Source organism: Shewanella sp. ISS20 (assembly GCF_056522965.1).
Genome location: NZ_JAWRZK010000001.1, coordinates 3,194,482 through 3,216,739 on the forward strand (window position 1 = coordinate 3,194,482; position 22,258 = coordinate 3,216,739).

A 22,258-nucleotide genomic window follows, 5' to 3' on the forward strand; every position below is an offset into this window, starting at 1 on the left:
AGTATTGTTGATTTATTTACAAATTTCCTAAGTGTTAGCTGGTAAATCTCATGTCTAAAAATGTTAGTGTTCACCAATTAAAACTTCTTGCTGTGACATTTTGGCAATTCTTACTGTTTCTGTTTCAGCGCCTGCTTAAAGATCAAATTAATGTGCGTGCGGGTCATCTCGCCTATGTCACCTTATTATCATTAGTGCCGTTAGTCGCCGTGACCATGTCTATCTTGTCTGTATTTCCAGTATTTGAAGGCATACGTAAACAGATAGAGCATTTTGTTTATAGTAACTTCCTGCCGGCGGCGGGCGATACAGTGCAAATCTATATCAATCAGTTTGTTAGTAACGCCTCGCAAGGTACGGCTATGGGCATAATCGCCTTAGTGGTGGTGGCTTTATTGCTGATCTCAGCCATCGATAAATCGTTAAATGCTATTTGGGAAATTACTGAGCAGCGCCAGTTAGTCGTATCGCTATCTATGTATTGGATGGTGTTAACCTTAGGACCAGTGCTGATGGGCGGCAGTATTGTGGCATCTTCTTATCTAGCTTCTATGCGCTTATTTGAAGAGCCGCATCTGACCAGTGTGACCAGTGAGTTGATTGGGCGTTTACCTTTTCTGTTTTCTGTTGCTGCATTTTTACTGTTATATACTGCGGTGCCAAACACTCGGGTTAAGTTTTTACATGCCTTGGCTGGCGCCATAGTGGCGGCGCTATTATTTGAGGCTAGCAAGAAAATATTCACTGTATATTTAGCTAAATTCCCATCTTATGAGGCCATTTATGGGGCATTAGCGACCATACCTATCCTATTTGTGTGGGTGTATCTAAGTTGGATGATAGTGCTATTTGGCGCTGTGATTACGGCGGCCTTACCTGAGTTTCTAAATAAAACTCAAGCCCTATTGGAAAGCGATAGTCATTAGTGGCTATGGCAAAGGTATCTTCTAAGGCATTGACGCTGTTATGATCCAGTTCATTAATTGGGTTTACGAGAAAGCAAATGATAGCGTTAATTCAAAGAGTTACTAGTGCCAGCGTTACCGTTGAGCAGCAAGTGATAGGCCAAATTGATAAAGGCTTATTAGTGTTACTTGGGGTAGAGCAGAGCGATACTGTAGATAGCATGAAAAAATTGGCCGAAAAAGTCGTTAAATACCGAGTATTTAGTGATGAAAATGGCAAGATGAATTTAAATGTGCAGCAAGCTCAAGGCCGTTTATTAGTGGTGTCACAATTTACTTTAGCGGCAGATACCAGCCGTGGTTTGCGGCCAAGTTTTTCAGGCGCAGGTACGCCTGCGCTCGCGTTAGAGCTGTATCTGGCGTTTGTTAATTATTGCCGTGAGCTCGGGCTTGAAGTGGCAACCGGTGAGTTTGGTGCCGATATGCAAGTGGCTTTAGTGAATGACGGCCCTGTTACTTTTCAGCTGACTAGCTAAAGGCCCTTGGCAAATGGCTATTGGCAAATAAATCTTGGCAAATGGGGCTAAGCAAATTGGCATCAGTAAATTTGGCTAAACAATTTAGCCAATGTGCAGGCTTTGTATTAGCTGTATGAGCTTATCGGCTGGCTTTTTTCGTTGTTAGCTTGCTAAGTCTTGCACTGTCATTGTTGGCACTGTAATGCCGCCGCAAACCTCCTCATTATTCCACTTAGCAGTTCCCCAAATAAATATCGCCACTTTAAAGTGGCGATATAAGAGTGGCGATATTTTTAGCCGTTGAATAAACCTTGCTAGTTACTGATTAAGTTTTGCTTGGCCGCTTCTCACTTGATTAAGTTTACGCAGGCTGTGCTTAACCTTGGCAGCGTTTTCTGGTCCCATGCGGATCATTAACTTTTGCGCTGCAGGCAGAGCCTCAAGAGCTGGGTCGGCAAACTTATAATTTACGCTCACTGATGTGACTTCGATAGGCGTTTGAATGATAGGCGCAGCTAACAATACGCTAATGGCTTCATCTAAGCGGCCATCAAAGGTCATGTCTTGATAACCAAGTTCAGTAAAGGCTTGCTCTAACAAAGGCAGTAACTGTTTATAAGTGGCTTGTAATTGCTGCGGATTCAAGCTTGCAAAGGCATTTGCGTATAAGTCATATCTTTGATAACTATCAGGATCAAGATACATTTTATCGGTAATGTCACTGGCCGTGAATGGTAAGGTTGGGCCCTTGATGGGGGTCAATTTACGGATAACTTGGCCTTGAGCTAAGTTATCAACAAACACCACAAATTGACGCGCCATGTCTTGAGTGATTAACAGTGGCGCCAGCCCTGAAGTGGCGGTTAAGGCTTTGGCCTTTTGGCTGATAAACTCATCGCTATTATCAAGCTCTGGCAAAATTTCCGCAGGGATAGTTGGCACTATTAGCGTATCTGATGCTGTCTCATCATCAGTGGAGATTGGCAATGTCTCCATGTCTAACTCAGCCACATCTGGAGTAACCACATCTGTCTCTGTAGTTTCAATCTCCATAGCTGGCGCAATCGGCGTGACTATGGGTTCAATCAATACCGTTTCTTCTGACTTATTGGGTGCAAGGTAAAAATAGCCACCAAGCGCCACAATCGCGATTATCGCTAATACAATCAATGCCATGTTATTACTGCTGGTACTGTTATTGCTAGATGGTGCGTGGGGTTGAATTCTATCGTCTTGATCAGCTTGCATGCTAAATCCTTCACTGTGAGCCTAGATTGCTTAACACCTCAATCAGGCTGAGAAACCACTTATGGTTAGGCTGGTTTCATTCTGCCAAAACACTGAGTAATGTCTAGTGCAAGGCGCATAAATTCAGGTTAATCAGGCATCAAGCTTGGATAAATTGTGTTCTCTGTCCAAGCCAGCGCGTAATAATGGCATCGACTTGTTCAGGCGCTTGCTGCATGACATGTTGCGCCAGTTTTTGAATATGGGGAATGAGTGCTTGATCTCTAACGAGATCGGCAACTTTGAGTTCAGCAAGGCCAGTTTGTTTGGTGCCAAGCACTTCACCGGGCCCGCGTATTTCTAAATCTTTTTGTGCAATCACAAAGCCATCGTTACTTTGGCGCAAAACCCCAAGGCGCTTAGTGGCAGTTGCTGACAGCGGCGTTTTATATAAAAGCACACAGTGACTCGCCACTGCGCCGCGCCCAACACGGCCGCGTAACTGGTGCAACTGCGCGAGCCCCAAACGCTCTGGGTTATCAATAATCATTAAGCTGGCATTGGGTACATCAACGCCCACTTCAATCACAGTGGTCGCTACCAGTAAATCAATATTACCTTGCTTGAAATCACCCATGACTTGTTGTTTTTCAGCGCTTTTCATGCGGCCATGAACTAAACCAATACTGAGTTCTGGCAGTAATAACTTAAGCTCAGATGCGGTATCTTCAGCCGCTTGGCATTCAAGTACTTCAGATTCTTCAATCAAGGTGCACACCCAATAGGCTTGGCGCTTATCGTTAATGGCCGCTTGTTTTACGCGCTCAATGACTTCTAGGCGGCGGCTATCAGCAACTGCCACTGTGGTTATTGGCGTTCGCCCCGGTGGCAGCTCATCTATGATGGAGGTATCTAAATCTGCATACGCCGTCATGGCCAGAGTTCGCGGAATTGGCGTTGCCGTCATGATCAGTTGATGCGGATAAAAGCCTTGATGTAAGCCTTTCTCTCTTAAGCCTAAACGCTGATGCACGCCGAATCTGTGCTGCTCATCGATAATGACCAAGGCTAAATGCTTGAACTGTACTTGCTCTTGAAAAATGGCGTGGGTGCCAACCACCATTTGCGCTTCACCGCTAGCAATGCGCTCTAAACTTGTGACTCTGGCCTTGCCTTTAAGCTTGCCGGCTAACCAGCCCACTTGAACGCCTAAGGGCGCGAACCAAGCGTTAAAAGTATTGGCGTGCTGCTCAGCAAGTAGTTCCGTAGGCGCCATTAAAGCCACCTGAAAACCATTAGCTATGGCTTTTAACGCGGCAAGCGCTGCCACTAAGGTTTTACCTGAACCAACATCCCCTTGCACTAAGCGCATCATAGGTTGGCTGAGCTGCATATCATGATGAATATCCGCTACCACTCTTTGCTGTGCGCCTGTGGGGGTAAACGGCAGGCTTTCAAGAAAAGGAATAGTCAGTGCGCTAGCATCGGCCATGGCAATGGCACTATCGCGATTACTGCGTTGGCGTAATTGCAGCATAGATAAATTGTGCGCCAGTAACTCTTCTTGAATTAAGCGTTGCTGCGCCGGATGTTGGCCTTGCTCTAATTGCCACAGCGCGACAACAGCTGGTGGGCGATGTAATAAGCGCAGCGCATCACTGAGTTGTAAGTGATTAGGGCGCAAGGGCTCTGGCAATAATTCCGGCAGGCTGCCTTGGGCTAATAACTCAAGTACTTGGTTGGTGAGTTTTTTCCAGCTGCTTTGCTTTAATCCCTCAGTGGTGGGATACACAGGTGTTAAGCTTTCTTCGGCCGTAAAAATTTCACCCGCATGCACTAGTTTATATTCGGGATGAACGATTTCTAACTGGTGCTGGCCGCGCCTAATTTCACCATAAGCCCTAATAAACATGCCATTTTGCATGCTATTACGCTGGGCGGCGCTAAAGTTGAAAAATCTTAGGGTAGCGCTGCCGCTTGCATCTTGCACCTGACAAACCAGCATACGCTTGCGCCCTTGCAGGACTTGGCTTGAGATGATTTCAGCTTCAAGAGTCGCCTGATGGCCTGGCAATAATTGCGCAATAGGATAAATACGGGTGCGGTCTTCGTAGCGCAGAGGTAAGTGGAACAGCAGATCCTGAACAGTGTGAATGCCTAGCTTGCTGAGCTTTTCAGCCATTTTAGTAGCAACACCTTTAAGCTCGGTGATTGCCATAAGATCCAATTGTGGCAACGCTTCAGTACCCAATCACTGTGAATTTATACATATATTAACAGAGTCTGGGTTTTAGGCAATCAATGGCGTATTGCTTGAGGGAAGGAGCTGGGATCAAAAAGGCATAAACGATACATCTGATGCTGCTAGAAGCCAATGTCAGCACTGATTGCTGACATTGGTTTAGCAAGCTTAAGTGTTTTGATGTCTTGCTAGGCCAATACGACAAGCCATGCAATTAAGATGGTTATTAGATAGTTACTTGGCTAATTAAATAACTAATGTAAGCAATATAACCCACTAACATAACAGCCCCTTCTCGGCGACCTAAACGCAAGCCAGTATAAGCAAAAGGCAATAAGATAGCCGCTAACGCTAACATCACAATAAAGTCTAAGCTTTGAAATCCGGCTGACGAGATAGGTGAAATTAAGGCGGTAATACCTAAAATTCCCAGAATGTTAAAAATGTTAGAGCCAACTACGTTGCCAATGGCGATATCACTTTGGCCTTTGAGGGCGGCAAGCACTGAGGTTACAAATTCAGGCATACTGGTGCCGATAGCGACAATCGTTAAGCCAATAATAACTTCACTAATCCCAAAGGTACGGGCTAAATCCACCGCGCCATCCACAAACAAAATGCCGCCACCCACTAATAAGGCAATTCCGCCGACAATCAGTAATATTGATAACCACGGCGCTTGTGGTGAGTTATCAATTTCTACTTCGGTATTCTGTTTTTTGGAGTCTATATAGCTAAAGACTAAATAGGCAATTAACAGCCCAAATAACAGTGCGCCATCGAAATTCGATAACTCGCCATCAATTAATACTACCCATAACAAGATGCTCACGGCAATCATGATGGGAATATCACGCTTAACCATTTGCGATTGCACTGTGATTGGGCGGATTAACGCGGTAATCGCCAAAATTAAGCCAATATTGGCAATGTTGGAACCAATCACATTGCCTAATGCTATGCCTGAATTGCCTGCCAAAGCTGACTTTACACTGACGGCGAGTTCTGGGGCACTGGTGCCACACGCGACAATAGTAAGACCGATAACGAGTGGGGTAATGCCTAAGCGTAAAGCTAGGGCACTAGCACCACGTACCATAGCTTCCGCGCCTAAGGTGAGAATAATAAAACCGCCGATGAGCGATAAAAAAATCATCATGTTATTGTTATGTCCTTATAAAAATGACAGCCGGTCAATCGCTTGACTGGCTTGGCATTCGATTACTGAAAAAGATCCTCGTTCGGCGAATCTTTAAAAAGATCGCTGTTATCTGTTTGCTCACTCACATATTCAGTCGGTTCAGTCCCCGCAGTAAAATACTCAAAACGGCTGGTGTAATCGGTTTTATGGGTAAGCTTGCCAGTGGCGCGATCAATTCGCACAGACACTATGCCAGCAGGTGGTTGACTTGCCTTTTCTGGCACGCCTTCAAGCGCATGTTTCATAAAATCATTCCACGCCGGGCCTGCGGTCTTTGCGCCAGCTTCAGCACCAGAAATTTGATCCGCAGGACCGGTTGGGTCCCACGCTGTGCGACCTAATTGCCGTCCATGATCATCAAAACCAACCCAGATAGTGGTAGCCATACCAGGACCAAAACCACTGAACCAAGTGTCTCTTGATTCGTTGGTAGTACCGGTTTTACCTGCAATATCATGGCGCTTAATGGTTTTGGCAGCGCGCCACGCTGTGCCACTCCAACCAGTTTTATGGCTCCAATTACCGCCACCCCAAATGACGCTTTTAAGTGCATCTGAAATTAAGAAGGCCGTTGGCTCGGAAATAATCTGCGTGGCATGGCGAGCATCAGGGCTGTGGCAGCGCGCCAATGGATTACTTTGCTCTTGCGCTTGGGCAAGTGTCATCGCGCTGTCTTGCTCAGTTAGCGTTGCGTTAGCTGTATCCTCTGCGTTATCTGTGAGCATGTCAGATGCCAGAGAGTCAGCAGTCTTGAGCTCAGTGCCTGCCGCCGGCGCGCAGGCTAAGGTTGGGTTAGAGTGCTCTAACACTTCACCTGTGGCTGATAGCACTTTATCAATGAAGTAAGGTTCAACCAGATAGCCACCATTATCAAAACTTGCAAACGCTGTGGCGACTTGCAGCGGCGTGACAGATGGCGAGCCTAAGGCAATGGATTCATTACGTGGTAAATCGGCAGGGTTAAAGCCAAATTCAGTAAGCTTTTTAATAGTGTTATCTAAGCCCACATGGCGCATGGTACGCACCGACATCACGTTGATGGACTGAGCTAAACCTATGCGTAAACGAGTCGGTCCGCCATAAACATCAGGTGAATTCTTTGGCCGCCAAGCAATACCTTGGCGAATATCAGGCTCATTAATGGGCGCGTTATTGATAAGGGTTGCTAAGGTATAACCTTGTTCTAATGCCGCGGCATAGATAAAGGGTTTGATGTTGGAGCCCAGCTGACGTTTAGCTTGAGTGACGCGGTTATATTGGCTGTGCTTAAAGTCAAAGCCGCCCATCAAGGTTAAAATGGCGCCATCATCAGGTCGCAAGGTTACAATCGCACTTGAAACTTCAGGCACTTGCGATAACTGCCAAACATCATCTTTTTGGCGGATCCACACTTGTTGACCGACAGCTAAAATATCGGCGCTAGTTTTAGGTGGCTTGCCTTGGCGTTGATCGTTAATAAAGGTGCGCGCCCAGCTTAATCCCTGCCAAGGCAGGGTAAGTTGCTTACCAGAGACAGTTAATACGGTTGCAGTCTTGCCATCTAAAGCAATCACAGCAACAGGTATTAGGTCGGGCAACGCTTCTGTGCGCTTTAAAGTATCAATAATGGCTTGTTCGCTTGGCGACGCCTCATTAGGAGCCCATAACACTGCCGTTGGGCCGCGGTAACCATGACGCTCATCATAAGTGAACACGTTATTGCGCAAGGCTTGCTGTGCCATCAACTGTAGCTTGGAATCTATAGTGGTATAGACATCAAAGCCGCTAGTGTAAGCTTGCTCTTCACCGTATTTTTGCACCATATAGTCTCTGACCATTTCAGACACATAAGGAGCATATAAGTCGATTTCGGCGCCATGATATTTAGACACCACAGGTTGCGCTATGGCTTCTTCATATTCAGCTTTGGTGATATAGCCGACTTCTAGCATTCGCCCCAGTACCACGTTACGGCGATTAAGCGCGCGAGTAGGTGAGGTGATAGGGTTCATGGATGATGGTGCTTTAGGCAGTCCAGCAATCAGGGCTTGTTGGGCTAAATCCAATTCAGACAGATTTTTACCAAAATAGACTTGCGACGCTGCGCCCACGCCATAGGCGCGCTGGCCTAAATAAATGCGATTAAGGTAAAGAGATAAAATTTCATCTTTAGTCAGCAACTGCTCAATGTGCAGTGAGATAAAAATTTCTTTCACTTTACGGATATAGGTTTTATCGCTACTTAAAAAGAAGTTACGCGCAACCTGCATAGTAATGGTACTGGCGCCTTGTTTCTTCTCACCCGTGGTCACTAACACTACGGCAGCGCGGATAATACCCACGGGATCTATGCCTTGGTGTTCATAAAAACGTGCATCTTCTGTCGCCAGTACAGCTTCAATTAAGTGCTTAGGCACTTGATCTAATTCAACTGGGATGCGGCGTTTCTCGCCAAATTGCGAAATAAGTTTGCCGTCACGGCTGTAAACCCGCAGTGGGGTTTGTAATTGCACCGTTTTTAAGGTGGCAACATCAGGTAAATCCGGCAGTACGTAATAGTAAGCCGCCATAATGGCTGCAATCCCCAGTAATGCCAGACTAAAAAATGCTATTAATACGCGTTTAAACCATTTCACCTAAAGTACCTGAGCCGCTATTTTAACTTGTTAGTATATAAGCCTTGTTCATTTCCGAGAAGTATCTTCAGCTTCTGCAAATTCTCCGGTTAAAACTTATGTGTAGATGTGTTTGTTGGCTTATAAATTGTTGTTTTTATGCTAACATGTTTTTGTGTATATAAAAATGGCAAGGAAATATGCTTTCAAAACTATGGAAGCGCCAAGCTCCTCAAATGGTCGGGATTGATATCGGATCTTATGAGGTTAAGGCGATTTTGTTAGGGAAAACTCCTGATGGTTTCTCAGTTCTCCATCATGTTGCTGTGCCCATTAAAAAGGGCGCAGTAAATGATCATGATATTCGCGATCGCGAAGCTGTCATTGAGTGCTTAAGACTCGTTAAGCTATCCTTGCCAAAAAGTATCAAATTTGCCGCAGTTGCCGTCTCTGGTTCCGCGGTAATGACGAAAGTCATTTATATGGATGCGTCTTTGAGCGAGCAAGAAATGGCTGCTCAAATTGATATCGAGGCTGAGAATTTAATTCCTTATTCACTCGATGAAGTCAGTATAGATTTTGAAACTTTAACCACTAATAACGTCGACCCATCTAAGGTGAATGTGTTATTAACCGCGTGCCGTTCTGAAAACGTGGACGGCCGAGTGGATGCACTCGATTTAGTTGGGCTTGAAGCTAAAGTGGTTGATGTTGAAGGTTATGCGCTTGGGCGGGCTCATCAATTAATTCTGGGGCAATTACCTGAGGGCGCAGATAAGAAAGCCATAGCTATGATTGATATCGGCGCGAATATCACAACGTTTGCCGTTGTCGATAATGGTGAAACTAGCTTTATTCGCGAACAAGCCTTTGGCGGCGAGCAATTCACACAATCGATTTTATCTTTCTACGGTATGAATTACGAACAAGCTGAACAAGCTAAGCTTCAAGGTGAACTACCTCGTAATTATATGTTTGAGGTGTTATCTCCGTTTCAAACTCAATTACTCCAGCAGATCAAACGTACCTTACAAATTTATTGCACTTCTAGTGGCCGCGATAGAGTTGATTATATCGTGCTTAGCGGCGGCACTGCCGCTTTAGAAGGCATGACTAATTTACTGACGGCTGAGTTTAGTATTACGTGTATATTGGCCAATCCTTTTCAGGGATGTTTGTATGCCGATGAAGCAATAAAAGCCAGACTGCAACCTGAAATCAATAAATATATGGTTGCTTGTGGTTTAGCCTTAAGGAGTTACGGCCAGTGGCGAACATAAATTTATTGCCTTGGCGTGAAGAGGCAAGAGATAAGCAAAAAAAAGATTACTTAGGCGCTCTAGCATTAGTGTTTCTCGCGTCAGGCTTAGTTGTGTATTTAACTTTAATGTTCATTGATTTTATGCATACTGAACAAGAAGCCAGAAATGCCTATTTAGCTCATGAAATTAGTTTGCTTGATAAACAAATTGCAGAGATAACTATCATTACTGAGCGTAAAAAAGATATTGAGCGGCGCACTGAGATTATTTTAGGGTTGCAAGCGTCGCGTAATTTACCTACTCATGTATTAGATGAGTTAGTTCGTTTAACGCCTGCAGGCATTTATTTATCTCGCATCGAAAAGAAAGGCAGCATGGTGTGGATTGAGGGGCGCAGTGAATCCAATAATAATGTCGCTAATATGATGCGCAAAGCGGAAACATCAGACTGGTTACACGAACCTACTATGCAGTCCATAGTGTCGAATGATGAAGAACTCCGGCAATTACATCAATTCCATCTCAATATTACGGTACAGCAAAAAAATGCATTAGCCACACAAGCTGCGCAGTCAACAGGTGGGGTTAGCAAATGAAATTTGATATTCAGCAATTTAACGATCTTGATTTTGAAAATGTTGGCAGTTGGCCATTGCAGGTAAAAGCCGTTTTTGCGACTGTATTAGCTGTCCTTGTCTGTATTGGTGGTTATTTTCTTTTTATCTCTGATGCGCGCGAAAATCTTGCTCGGGTAGAACAACAAGAACTAGATCTGCGTGAAGATTTTAAAAATAAATATCGATTGGCCGCTAACCTTGTCTTATATCGAGAACAGCTTATTGTCATGGAAGAGCAATTTGCTGAATTACTACAAATGTTGCCTTCTAAAAATGAAATGCCAGGTTTGCTCGATGACTTAACTTTTGTAGCCACGGATTCTGGCTTAAAAATTAACAGTCTGAATTGGCAGCCGGAAGTTGAACTCGATTTCTATTTGGAGTTTCCCATCAACATGTCGGTGCGTGGTGATTACCATATGATAGGTAAGATGGCTGCCGGCGTGGCTAAATTACCCCGGATTGTGAGCCTGCATGATTTTACTATCATTAAGCAGGAGTCTGGTGAGCTTGAAATGAATATTCAAGCTAAGACTTATCGCTTTAAAGAAGGGGCTGAATTGCCTCAAAATGCTAAAGGAGTCAAACCATGAAACCGTTAATAGTTGCGGTTATCTGTTGTGGTTTACTCGGGTGTTATGGGGATAAAAGTGATTTAGAGTCGTTTGTGACTACGACCAAGGCTCAACATGTCGCGCATATTCCGCCCTTAAAAGAACCGCCTAAATTTGAGCACTTTGAATATCAAGCTGAGTTGATGCGCAGCCCATTTGTGCCGCCGTCACGCGAACTCACCGAAGAGGTTATTGATTCATCGAAAGACTGTATACAACCAGATATACGACGACGTAAAGAAAGATTAGAAACCTACCCACTCGATAACCTTAAGATGCGTGGTAGCCTTAAGGATAAAGATAAAGTTTGGGCATTAATTCAAACAAATGATAACAATGTATATCGCATGGGCGTTGGTGAATATTTAGGGTTATTCCACGGCAAAATTGCCAATATCACCCCTTTAAATGTGGAAATTTTAGAATTAATTCCGGATGGCACTGGTTGTTGGACTGTACGCAGCAGCAACATGGAACTTACCGGTAAATAACCTGGGAAGGATGAATAAATAATGGATGCAGTTGTCAATCTCGCGCGCTTATTAAAGTGTGATACCAGGGCCATGATAGGTTTGGGTTTATGGCTAGGAGCCATCCCCATGGCGATGGCAGCTAATCAACTGATAGATATTAAATACCATGGGCTCGCAGGGCAGCAGTTAACCATGGAATTAGTGTTTAGTGAACCCATTATTCAAGCGCCAGTGTTAGCCATAGCCAATGACCCATCAGGATTATTGCTCAATTTTGCTGATGCGAACTCAGGCCTAGCGACTTCGACAGTCACCATTAATAAAAATGGGGTCGAAGGAGTTGAAACTCAGCAACTGGCTCAAAATTTACAAGTTAAATTACTGATGAACAGCATTTTGCCATATCAAGGCGAAACCATAGGTAATAGCTATAAATTAACCCTCAATGACAATCAGACTGATGCTAATTCGCTAGGTACAAGTGAATTTATTAATGGTGTTAAAAATCTAGATTTTCGTCGTAATGCGCAAGGTGGTGGCGAATTATTAGTCTATTTTGATAATGATCAAATCGCGGCTGATGTTGAGCAAGTTGGGGCTAAAATCGAACTAAAGTTCTTTAATACCAAAATCCAAAATGATTCCTTGTATGTGATGGATGTGCAAGATTTCGCCACCCCAGTCACTAGCTTTGAAACTTTCAGTGATGAATTAACGTCGCGAGTGTTGGTCGATGTAAAAGGCAATTACGCTTTTACTCATAAGCAAAGTGGCAACTTGTTTACGCTTGATATTAATCAGGTCAATCAGGTCGCTGCGGCGGATGCTAAGAAAGAATATAAAGGTAAAAACTTGTCACTGGATTTTCAAAGCATTCCAGTAAGAACCGTGTTACAGATTATTGCTGATTATAATAATTTCAATTTAGTCACCAGCGATACGGTAGAAGGGGATATTACTTTACGATTAGATGATGTGCCTTGGGATCAAGCGCTAGAGTTAATTCTAAAAACCAAAGGGCTTGATAAGCGCATTGATGGCAATATTCTGATGGTGGCCCCCGCAGAAGAATTGGCTATCCGTGAATCGCAGAATCTTAAAAATAAGCAAGAAGTGGAGGAGTTAGCTCCATTATATTCAGAGTATTTACAGATTAATTATGCCAAAGCTTCAGACATTTCACAGTTACTTAAAGGCAGTGATTCCAGCTTATTAACCACCCGCGGTAGTGTGGCGGTGGATGAACGCACTAATACTTTATTAGTAAAAGATACCGCAGAATCATTAGCTAATATTGCCAGATTAGTTGAAGTTTTAGATATCCCAATTCGTCAGGTGCTGATTGAATCGCGTATGGTGACGGTAAAAGATAACGTCTCTGAAGATCTCGGAATTCGTTGGGGTATTTCTGATAAACAAGGTGATAAAGGTACTTCGGGTACGCTCGAAGGCGCGCAGGATATTGTTAACGGTAAAGTGCCTTCGATCAATGATCGTCTAAACCTGAACTTACCATCAGCCGCGGCAAACTCGGCTAGTATTGCCTTTCATATTGCCAAGCTTGCTGATGGCACCATTTTAGATTTGGAATTAAGTGCGTTAGAGCAAGAAAACAAGGGTGAGATTATTGCAAGTCCTCGCTTAATGACCTCCAATCAAAAGGCGGCCTACATAGAGCAAGGGGTTGAAATTCCTTATGTAGAATCAACCTCGAGTGGTGCAACTTCAGTCACCTTTAAAAAGGCCGTGTTATCACTGCGAGTAACGCCGCAGATCACTCCAGATAATCGCGTGATTTTGGATTTGGAAATTACTCAAGATTCGCAAGGTAAAACTGTAGATACACCAACCGGCCCCGCGGTAGCTATTGATACTCAAAGAATTGGTACCCAAGTTTTAGTCGATAATGGTGAAACCATAGTGTTGGGTGGGATTTATCAGCAAAACCTGATAAATCGAGTGAGTAAAGTGCCATTATTAGGTGATATTCCCTACCTTGGCTTAATGTTCCGTAACTCATCAGACCAAAATGAACGCCAGGAGTTGCTTATTTTCGTGACCCCTAAAATTGTCACTGAGAAAATTTAATCTCTAAGGGTGGCAGTGCTTAGAGCGCTGTCACCGCGCGGTTTCCTGCTAGGTCAATAGGGTTAATAGTATTTTCCTTGATTATTCCGACAGCAATCACTTGCTTTGATAGGCCTTAAACTGAGATAATCTATGGTCAAGTCTCATATAGAGCAAGGTAACAATTCAAGGCCGGTTAACTCTGTTAGCTGGTGTAGGCACACTGATCATCAGATTCAGACGTAGAAGAAATGGCTGAAAAACGTAATATTTTTCTGGTAGGCCCAATGGGCGCAGGTAAGAGCACCATAGGTCGTCATCTGGCGCAAATGCTGCACTTGGAATTCCATGATTCAGACCACGAGATTGAGAAGCGCACAGGTGCTGATATCGCATGGGTATTTGATGTTGAAGGTGAAGAAGGTTTCCGTCAACGCGAGGCTCAGGTTGTTGCAGACCTGACTGAAATGCAAGGTATCGTTCTAGCAACAGGCGGCGGTTCTGTTCAGAGTAAAGATATCCGTAATTTTCTGTCTGCCCGCGGTATTGTGGTGTATTTAGAAACCACAATTGACAAGCAAGTCGCTCGCACTCAACGTGATAAGCGTCGTCCACTACTGCAAGTAGATGACCCAAGACAAGTTCTGGAAGAACTGGCAGAAATTCGTAATCCTTTATATGAAGAAATCGCCGACGTCATCGTTAAAACCGATGAACAAAGCGCTAAAGTGGTTGCGAATCAAATCATTGAGCAATTAGGATTCTAAGTGAACTATGCAGCAACTTCAGGTTGAATTAGATGAACGCAGTTATCCAATTTATATAGGCCAGAAGTTGTTGAATGATAGTGAGATTTTGTCTCGCTATTCACTTAACAAAACCGTTCTTATTGTCACGAATGACACCATAGCACCACTTTTCCTTGCAAAGCTTACCCAAGCCTTGCAGGGATTGAGTGGTGCCATTTATTCTCATATTTTGCCTGATGGCGAAGTATTCAAAACCCTATCTCAGCTTGAAGGTATCTTTGCGACAGCATTGGAACATACCTTAGGTCGAGATTGTGTGTTCGTTGCCTTAGGTGGCGGCGTAGTTGGCGATATGACAGGCTTTGCTGCCGCATGTTACCAGCGTGGCGTGGATTTTATACAAATACCTACCACTCTCCTTTCTCAAGTTGACTCCTCTGTTGGTGGTAAAACTGCTGTTAATCATGCCCTTGGCAAGAATATGGTCGGTGCTTTTTATCAGCCCAAACAGGTGATTATTGACATCGACTGCTTGAATTCATTACCAAGTCGTGAATTTGCGGCTGGCATGGCTGAAGTCATCAAATACGGCATCATGTGGGATGGCCATTTTTTTGATTACCTAGAGCAACATGCTGATGCCATCTTGGCTCTTGAACCATCCGTACTCACCACTGTAATTAAGCGCTGCTGTGAAATCAAAGCTCAAGTGGTTGGCGACGATGAAACCGAGCATGGCGTGCGCGCCTTATTGAATTTAGGCCATACCTTTGGTCATGCTATTGAGTCTGAAATGGGCTATGGCAATTGGTTGCACGGTGAAGCTGTTGCAGCTGGCACAGTACTTGCTGCTAAAACTGCGCAGGCGTTAGGTTATATAGATGAGTCAAAGGTTTGGCGGATTTGTCAGCAGTTTACTCGTTTTAATTTGCCGATAGCGGCGCCTGAATCAATGAACTTTGATAGTTTTATCAAGCATATGCGGCGTGACAAAAAGGTGTTAGCGGGTAAGTTACGTTTGGTGCTGCCAACCGATATAGGTAGCGCTCAAATTGTCACTGGAGTTGAAGACTCCTTACTGGCTAAGGTCATAGATCGCCGCTAACTAAGGTGAGCTGTGGATCTATTTGCAACATCATTACTGCCATCTCAAGAATCGCTTTTACAGCGGTTACAGCATCTCGCGAGTTTTAATAGCCAGCTCTATTTATTGTGCGGCGTTGCTGGTGCGGGTAAAACGCAAATACTCACCGCCTTAGCTGAGCACTGCACTGGTAAACCCGTGTGGCTGTCTTGCCCTAAACACGCGAAACCCCAAGAAATCCGCCGTAAGCTGTTAGTGCAAATTTGTAGCGATAGCATATTTGATGATGAGCAATCGCTAGTGCATACCCTCGGCCGCCTTAAGAATCAACAACATCAAAGTTTTCATCTATTGATTGATGATGCCGATAATCTCAGCGCTGAGCTCTGGGCGGAATTACTGGTGCTAAGCCAGTTACAAGTCGTAGGCTTGCAATTAGCGTTTACCTTGTCTTGTCATCACGATTTTGCCAAGCATATGCTCACGCAATTAACTCGCGCGCAGCAGTCTCAGCTAGTGTTACTGCAAATACCGCCCCTGACTTTTGAAGAGCGAGTAGCGCTTTATCATATGTTATCGAGCCGCTGTGAGGCTTTGCCTCAAGTCACCCGGCAACAAATGCAGAATGAACTTTGCAAGCAAGCGGGCACGCCGAATGAAGTCGTTAGTTGGTTAAGCTTACAACTGCTACCTACGCCATCATCAGGTTTCAAGCTAGGCGCATTTATCTTGCCGGTCTTTGTGGTGATAGCAGCTGTGATGAGTGGTTATTGGTGGTTAGAGCAGCAAGCTAAACAGCTAACTTTGCCAGTGACTAATTTGGTTTCATTATCGGCTTCTGCAAGCATTTTTTCCTTCGCAGCCCCCTTAATCGCGAAAATAACTACGCCATACGTGCTGGCTCATCTCTATCCCGCTAAAGACAACAAGCCTGCATTTGCAGTTAACTATGTGGCGATGGATGGCAAAGACTTATCGCTTACACCTTTAACCATTACGCCTAAGTTGGCTCATGCTGAGCTTATCCAAACCAAAGCGCTTCCCGTTAGTGTGGTGTTAGTACAGGGCATTCCCGTTGAAACTGTGCAAACTAAGGTTGTTCAAACTAAAGCCATTGATACCAAAGCCATGGAAAATAAGCCTAGCGAACCTGAACTCATTAAGAGTGAGATATCACAGGCTTCGTTAGTTACCGCTAAATCTGATTCAATTAACATTGTTACGCTTGAGTCTGAGCCTAAGCCTAAGCCAGCAGTCACTATCAAAGAGCCTCAAACTAAAGCCATGAGTAAAGAGCGTGAACTTGTGGCTAGCACTGAGGTGCTAGCTCCTGCGCTTAAGGCAGAGTCTAGAGCCAATCAAAAATCCGAACCTGAGCTTAAGGAAACACTGCCTAGTGCCATACCTAAGCTAGGTTATACGCTACAACTGGCCACATTAAATAATGCCGCGTCGGCTAAAACGGTAATGCAGGGCTTATCGTCACCGCAAGTGGCATATCTAGTGGCTGAAAAGCAATGGCAGGTATTGTTACTTGGACAATTTGACAGCTACAAACAAGCCTTGGCTTATGGCGATCAACTCGTTAAGCAATATGGCATAGCAAAACCTGGGGTTCGTTCGTGGAAAAATCTGCAAACCTTAGCTGTTAAGCCATTATAGGGCGGTGAAATTTACCAATAAACAGAGTACAATCGACACCTTCATTTTTTGGTATCCGTAGCTCAATGAAACAGAAACAACGCGCCTTCCTAAAATGGGCCGGGGGTAAATACAAGTTAGTTGACACCCTCCGTCAATATCTGCCAACAGGTAAACGTTTGGTAGAGCCTTTTGTGGGCGCAGGATCTGTGTTTCTGAATACCGATTATGACAGCTATTTGCTCTGCGATATCAACCAAGATTTGATTAACCTCTACGAGATAGTCAAACATAGTCCTGATGCTTACATCAAGGCGAGCAAGGCCTTATTTGTGCCTGAGATGAATCAAAAAGAAGCCTACTATCAAAACCGCTTAGCTTTTAATGCGAGCACGGACAGTTTTGAGCGCTCAGTGTTATTTTTATATCTCAATCGCCATGGTTTTAATGGTTTATGCCGTTACAACCGTAAAGGCGGCTTTAATGTGCCTTTTGGCTCCTATAAAAAGCCTTATTTCCCAGAAGCGGAATTGCGAGCCTTTGCGGTTAAAGCCCTGCGCGCTGAATTTAAATGTATTAGTTATCAGCAAGCTTTTAGCTTAGCTAAAAGTGGCGACGTGATTTATTGCGATCCGCCGTATGCGCCTTTGTCATCCACCTCAAGTTTTACTACTTATGTGGGCGCGGGTTTTAGCTTAGACGATCAAGCCTTGCTGGCACGTTTTTCACGCCATACGGCGATTGCTCGCAGCATTCCAGTAGTGATTAGTAATCATGATATAGCGCTGACGCGCGAGCTTTATCATGGCGCGCGCATGGGTAAAATTCAGGTGCAGCGCAACATTAGTCAAAATGGCGCCAGTCGCACTAAGGTTGATGAGTTAATTGCTTTGTATGATGAGACTTATCATGGCGAGTTTGATATTAACGACAGCAAGTTGCCGCAAGTTAAGGCTTGATAGGCCTTTTAATGGCTAGCTTAAGCCTTTAGTTGAAGCTCTGCCGATTACGGCAATATCGATTGCACAATCAACAACAGAGCTATTACCAACAGTAGCGCTAATACAATTCCCGCGATGATAAATGGCAAAGGGGAGTACTCGGCAAAATCAGCTTGTCGCTGTTTGTCTGACTGCACCCCTAAAAACGCCGCTGCAGCACTTAACATAGCTTGCCAAAATTTACTCATGTTCTAGGGCTAGGCTTAATATCTTTATTGTCTGCAGGTGGGCTCACCTTAGTCATTAATTCAAGCAAATCAATAAAGTGAAACTGCATTGAGCGACTATTGCCCATGATCCACTGCATCCAACTCACAGGCTTGGCCACTAAGGCGCAGCGATTAAGCGGATGGCTATTGGGTAGGCTGGTATTGAGCTCAGTAGTAACACCATCGCAATGAGTCGTTGTGCTATCAGGTTTTAGAACATTCAGCGACAGTAGCGCAGTCAATGCGATAGCTACTGCTATAAATCCCTTGGCCATAATAGTGATTCCTTGCGGCAATGTTAAAAGTTAATGAATTATAACAAGTTTGCTTAAAAATTAAACTGCCACAAGATGTTAATTAACACTTGGCGCCCATTTTTTATGCGTAGAATTGGTATTTGAACGAACTTGGGCGGTAGAATAACGGCTTTGCTACCCGACTTTTCGAGATAATAATATGCGCCCTTTCTTAATTGCTCCTTCGATTTTATCTGCTGACTTTGCCCGTTTAGGGGATGATGTTGCCGCTGTTTTAGCTGCGGGTGCCGATGTGGTTCATTTTGATGTTATGGATAATCACTATGTACCTAATCTGACCATTGGCCCTATGGTGTGCCAAGCGCTACGAGATTACGGTATTACGGCCGATATTGATGTGCATTTAATGGTTAAACCTGTCGATCGCATAGTCCCTGATTTTGCTAAAGCGGGCGCCTCAATTATTACGTTTCATCCAGAAGCCTCAGAGCATGTTGATCGCACCTTGCAGTTGATTAAAGAGTTGGGTTGTAAGGCCGGGTTAGTGTTTAATCCAGCAACGCCGCTGCATTATCTTGATCATGTAATGGATAAACTCGATGTCATCTTATTGATGTCAGTTAATCCGGGGTTTGGTGGGCAGTCATTTATTCCAGCGACCTTAGATAAGCTGCGCCAAGTACGTGCGCGTATTGATGCTAGTGGCTTTGATATTCGCCTTGAAGTGGATGGCGGCGTTAAAACCGATAATATTGCTGAGATAGCGGCGGCTGGCGCCGACATGTTTGTGGCGGGTTCAGCGATTTTCAGTCAACCAGATTACAAAACCGTGATCGATGCCATGCGCCAACAATTGGCTAAGGTGGATGCCTGATGATAAATGCCAAAGCCATTCGGGCTGTTGCCTTTGATCTTGATGGCACTTTAGTTGATAGTGTGCCGGATTTATGTTTAGCGACGCAGGCCACACTTGCCGACTTAGGGCTTAAGACATGCACTGAAAACCAAGTGCGCGCTTGGGTAGGCAATGGCGCTCATATGCTGATGCGCCGAGCCATGACACATGCGTTAGAAACTGAGGTTGATGAAGCTGAGCTTACTGCCGCTATGCCATTATTTATGCACTATTATGAGCAGCACTTACATGGTCGCAGCTTGCTTTATCCCGATGTACTCGCAGTATTAACACGCCTAAAGCAATCAGGTTTACGCTTAGCCATAGTCACCAATAAGCCTTATCGTTTTACTGTGCCATTATTGGCAAGTCTAGGTATTAGCGATTTATTTGAACTGGTATTAGGCGGGGATTCCTTTACTGCGATGAAACCCAATCCTATGCCATTAAATCACCTCTTAACTGAGTGGCGCTTAAAGCCTGAGCAGTTATTAATGGTCGGTGATTCAAAAAATGACATTCTAGCGGCAAAAGCTGCCAATCTTGCCTCAATCGGCTTGACCTATGGCTACAACTACGGTGAAGATATTGGGCTCTACGGCCCCGATGCCGTATATGATCAATTTTCAGAGATATTGACCTGGTTCCCCCAGGCATAATCAATAGCGGAGCGATGTTTCAATGACTAAACCCATAGTGCTAAGCGGTGCCCAGCCGTCAGGTGAATTAACCATAGGTAACTACATGGGCGCACTTCGTCAGTGGGTCGCCATGCAAGATAGCCATGACTGCCTATACTGCGTGGTTGATTTACATGCCATTACCGTTCGCCAAGAAGCCGCTAAATTAAGACAAGCTTGTCTTGATACCTTAGCCCTGTATCTAGCGTGCGGCGTTGATCCTAAGAAGAGCACTGTCTTTATTCAATCGCAAGTGCCACAGCATGCGCAGCTGGGCTGGATTTTAAATTGCTTTACCCAAATGGGTGAGCTTAATCGCATGACTCAGTTTAAAGATAAGTCGCAAAAGCATGCCAACAACATTAACGTTGGCTTGTTTGGTTATCCTGTGCTGATGGCGGCCGATATCTTGTTATATCAAGCCAATGAAATTCCTGTGGGCCAAGATCAGAAGCAACATCTAGAACTGACCCGTGATATCGCTAATCGCTTTAACAATGTCTATGGCGATACTTTTGTGGTGCCTGAGCCTTTCATTCCTGAGCATGGCGCTAAGGTAATGTCGCTGCAAGAACCGCTAAAGAAGATGTCTAAGTCAGATGACAACCGCAATAACGTCATTGGCCTGCTTGAAGACCCAAAAACTGTACTTAAGAAAATCAAGAAAGCCATGACTGACGGCGATGAGCCACCAGTCGTGCGGTATGACTTAGAAAATAAAGCGGGCGTTTCTAACCTGTTAAGTCTGATGTCTGGCGTAACGGGTGAATCCATTGCTAGCCTTGAAGCTCAGTTTGAAGGCAAGATGTATGGCCATCTTAAAGTGGCGACCGGTGAAGCCGTAGTCTCTATGTTAGAGCCGCTGCAGCAGCGTTTCCATGAGTTTCGCAGCGATGAAGCGTATCTTAATGCTGTGATGAAAGATGGTGCTGAGCGCGCGCAAATCCGCGCCGCTAAGACCTTAAAAGACGTGTCTGAAAAGATAGGTCTGTTGGTGTAATTAAGTTTTACGCTAACCATAATGCCGGCTTATGCCGGCATTTTTATTGCTGTGTTAGCCAATTGCCGATGTAGCCAAGAGCGGACTTTAGTTATGGCTGGATCGTCAGCGCGCTGACGGCGGCAGCAAAATAGAAACTCAAATCCGGTATGAATATCAGGCCAAGGGAGGGCAATTAAGCGGCCTTGGGCTATGTCTTGCTCCACCATAAAATCTGACGCTAAGGCAACACCAAGACCAGATGCAGCCGCTTCAATCGCCAGTAATACGTGGCTAACCACCTGCTGGGTAGCGTTATTATTTAAGGCGATATTATTGCGTTCGCACCAACGCGGCCAATCTAACCCCCAAGCATCTTCATCAACAATCAATAACATGTACTGCTGGAAGTTTTCCAGGCTCATGGGCGAATGCGCTAACGCATAACTTGGGCTGCACACAGGGATTAAGCGCTCTTGCAGTAGGCACTCTTGATGATAACCTCGCGGCATTTTCTGACCGGTAATGAGCATGTCACCATCCAGAGTGGCTAAGTCTGGGTCGTGACTCACCATATTGAGTCGCAGCTTCACCTCAGGGTGACGGCGATTAAATTCCGATAAGCGTGGAATAAGCCATTTAACCGCAAATGAGCTGTAAACCACTAAGGTGAGCTCTTGGCTCGGACTGTCGTGCGCTTGCAGGCATAGCGCTGCTAAGTCATTAAATCCTTGCTCTAGTCCTTGAGCTAATTGCGCGCCTTTAGCGGTTAATGTCAGTTGGCGGCGGCTGCGATCAAATAAATGGGTACCAAAATACTGTTCGAGCGAGCGAATTTGATGGGATACCGCGCTTTGGCTAATGCATAACTCATCACCCGCTTGCGAAAAATGTTGTAATCGAGCCGCAGCCTCGAAGACTTGCAAGGCGCGCAGTGGTGGCAGTTTTCTCATGTAAATTTCATCTATTTAGTACCCATCATGAATTTAACTCATGAGTTGATAAAAAACATCATTTTTAGCCGCAAGCTGCGCTCGCTATCA

General features: G+C 44.7%; 21 protein-coding genes. 14 read left to right on the forward strand and 7 right to left on the reverse strand.

Annotated elements, in window-relative coordinates; genetic code table 11:
* Positions 1-50: 50 nt before the first annotated feature.
* Both AC1HDP_RS14520 and dtd read left to right on the forward strand, forming a co-directional pair.
* On the forward strand, positions 51-926 hold the full coding sequence (locus AC1HDP_RS14520) for a virulence factor BrkB family protein (RefSeq protein ID WP_479639283.1): 876 nt from the start codon (positions 51-53) through the stop codon (positions 924-926).
* A 77-nt stretch (positions 927-1,003) separates the two neighbouring features.
* Positions 1,004-1,441: a D-aminoacyl-tRNA deacylase gene (gene dtd / locus AC1HDP_RS14525; protein ID WP_479639284.1), complete on the forward strand. Its 438-nt coding sequence runs from the start codon at positions 1,004-1,006 to the stop codon at positions 1,439-1,441.
* A gap of 300 nt (positions 1,442-1,741) precedes the next feature.
* Here dtd and AC1HDP_RS14530 read toward each other — a convergent pair whose 3' ends face one another.
* From AC1HDP_RS14530 to AC1HDP_RS14545, 4 genes are all read right to left on the reverse strand, one after another.
* Entirely contained in the window at positions 1,742-2,671 is a 930-nt protein-coding gene (locus AC1HDP_RS14530; RefSeq protein WP_479639285.1) for a DUF3014 domain-containing protein, read from the reverse strand.
* 139 nt (positions 2,672-2,810) lie between these two features.
* Complete coding sequence (gene recG / locus AC1HDP_RS14535; protein ID WP_479639286.1) at positions 2,811-4,886, reverse strand: ATP-dependent DNA helicase RecG; 2,076 nt, start codon at positions 4,884-4,886, stop codon at positions 2,811-2,813.
* A 232-nt stretch (positions 4,887-5,118) separates the two neighbouring features.
* On the reverse strand, positions 5,119-6,051 hold the full coding sequence (locus tag AC1HDP_RS14540) for a calcium/sodium antiporter (protein ID WP_479639287.1): 933 nt from the start codon (positions 6,049-6,051) through the stop codon (positions 5,119-5,121).
* A 62-nt stretch (positions 6,052-6,113) separates the two neighbouring features.
* Positions 6,114-8,708, reverse strand: coding sequence for a penicillin-binding protein 1A (locus AC1HDP_RS14545; RefSeq protein ID WP_479639288.1), 2,595 nt, complete (start codon positions 8,706-8,708; stop codon positions 6,114-6,116).
* Positions 8,709-8,887: 179 nt separating this feature from the next.
* Here AC1HDP_RS14545 and AC1HDP_RS14550 point away from each other — a divergent pair, with 179 nt between their 5' ends.
* From AC1HDP_RS14550 to AC1HDP_RS14590, 9 genes are all read left to right on the forward strand, one after another.
* On the forward strand, positions 8,888-9,967 hold the full coding sequence (locus AC1HDP_RS14550) for a pilus assembly protein PilM (protein ID WP_479639289.1): 1,080 nt from the start codon (positions 8,888-8,890) through the stop codon (positions 9,965-9,967).
* Complete coding sequence (locus AC1HDP_RS14555; protein ID WP_479639290.1) at positions 9,955-10,545, forward strand: PilN domain-containing protein; 591 nt, start codon at positions 9,955-9,957, stop codon at positions 10,543-10,545. Before AC1HDP_RS14550 ends, AC1HDP_RS14555 begins: the two co-directional genes overlap by 13 nt.
* Positions 10,542-11,159: a type IV pilus inner membrane component PilO gene (locus AC1HDP_RS14560; protein ID WP_479639291.1), complete on the forward strand. Its 618-nt coding sequence runs from the start codon at positions 10,542-10,544 to the stop codon at positions 11,157-11,159. The genes AC1HDP_RS14555 and AC1HDP_RS14560 overlap by 4 nt, the downstream gene beginning before the upstream one ends.
* Positions 11,156-11,671 carry a pilus assembly protein PilP gene (locus AC1HDP_RS14565; protein WP_479639292.1) on the forward strand — a complete coding sequence of 172 codons (516 nt, stop codon included), beginning with the start codon at positions 11,156-11,158 and terminating at the stop codon, positions 11,669-11,671. Before AC1HDP_RS14560 ends, AC1HDP_RS14565 begins: the two co-directional genes overlap by 4 nt.
* Positions 11,672-11,692: 21 nt before the next feature.
* On the forward strand, positions 11,693-13,741 hold the full coding sequence (locus AC1HDP_RS14570; protein WP_479639293.1) for a type IV pilus secretin PilQ: 2,049 nt from the start codon (positions 11,693-11,695) through the stop codon (positions 13,739-13,741).
* A 230-nt stretch (positions 13,742-13,971) separates the two neighbouring features.
* The gene (gene aroK, locus AC1HDP_RS14575) at positions 13,972-14,487 is read left to right on the forward strand and encodes a shikimate kinase AroK (RefSeq protein ID WP_140930497.1); all 516 of its coding nucleotides are present in this window, start codon (positions 13,972-13,974) and stop codon (positions 14,485-14,487) included.
* A gap of 7 nt (positions 14,488-14,494) precedes the next feature.
* Positions 14,495-15,574 (forward strand): 3-dehydroquinate synthase, encoded by a 1,080-nt coding sequence (gene aroB, locus AC1HDP_RS14580; protein ID WP_479639294.1) that lies wholly within the window; start codon positions 14,495-14,497, stop codon positions 15,572-15,574.
* A 12-nt stretch (positions 15,575-15,586) separates the two neighbouring features.
* Positions 15,587-17,215 (forward strand): AAA family ATPase, encoded by a 1,629-nt coding sequence (locus AC1HDP_RS14585; protein WP_479639295.1) that lies wholly within the window; start codon positions 15,587-15,589, stop codon positions 17,213-17,215.
* Positions 17,216-17,280: 65 nt separating this feature from the next.
* Positions 17,281-18,153, forward strand: coding sequence for a Dam family site-specific DNA-(adenine-N6)-methyltransferase (locus tag AC1HDP_RS14590; protein ID WP_479639296.1), 873 nt, complete (start codon positions 17,281-17,283; stop codon positions 18,151-18,153).
* A 47-nt stretch (positions 18,154-18,200) separates the two neighbouring features.
* Here AC1HDP_RS14590 and AC1HDP_RS14595 read toward each other — a convergent pair whose 3' ends face one another.
* Together AC1HDP_RS14595 and AC1HDP_RS14600 are read right to left on the reverse strand one after the other, a co-directional pair.
* Entirely contained in the window at positions 18,201-18,383 is a 183-nt protein-coding gene (locus AC1HDP_RS14595) for a DUF2970 domain-containing protein (protein ID WP_479639297.1), read from the reverse strand.
* Complete coding sequence (locus tag AC1HDP_RS14600) at positions 18,380-18,679, reverse strand: hypothetical protein (RefSeq protein ID WP_479639298.1); 300 nt, start codon at positions 18,677-18,679, stop codon at positions 18,380-18,382. Before AC1HDP_RS14600 ends, AC1HDP_RS14595 begins: the two co-directional genes overlap by 4 nt.
* Before the next feature lie 181 nt (positions 18,680-18,860).
* On the opposite strand from AC1HDP_RS14600, the gene rpe reads away from it, so the two are divergent.
* From rpe to trpS, 3 genes are read left to right on the forward strand one after another with little or no spacing between them, the layout of a single operon-like run.
* The gene (gene rpe, locus AC1HDP_RS14605; RefSeq protein WP_479639299.1) at positions 18,861-19,535 is read left to right on the forward strand and encodes a ribulose-phosphate 3-epimerase; all 675 of its coding nucleotides are present in this window, start codon (positions 18,861-18,863) and stop codon (positions 19,533-19,535) included.
* Positions 19,535-20,215: a phosphoglycolate phosphatase gene (locus AC1HDP_RS14610; protein ID WP_479639300.1), complete on the forward strand. Its 681-nt coding sequence runs from the start codon at positions 19,535-19,537 to the stop codon at positions 20,213-20,215. Before rpe ends, AC1HDP_RS14610 begins: the two co-directional genes overlap by 1 nt.
* Positions 20,216-20,237: 22 nt before the next feature.
* The gene (trpS, locus tag AC1HDP_RS14615) at positions 20,238-21,236 is read left to right on the forward strand and encodes a tryptophan--tRNA ligase (protein ID WP_479639301.1); all 999 of its coding nucleotides are present in this window, start codon (positions 20,238-20,240) and stop codon (positions 21,234-21,236) included.
* Positions 21,237-21,265: 29 nt separating this feature from the next.
* Here trpS and AC1HDP_RS14620 read toward each other — a convergent pair whose 3' ends face one another.
* Positions 21,266-22,168, reverse strand: a complete 903-nt coding sequence (locus AC1HDP_RS14620; protein WP_479639302.1) for a LysR substrate-binding domain-containing protein — start codon at positions 22,166-22,168, stop codon at positions 21,266-21,268.
* Positions 22,169-22,258: the final 90 nt, after the last annotated feature.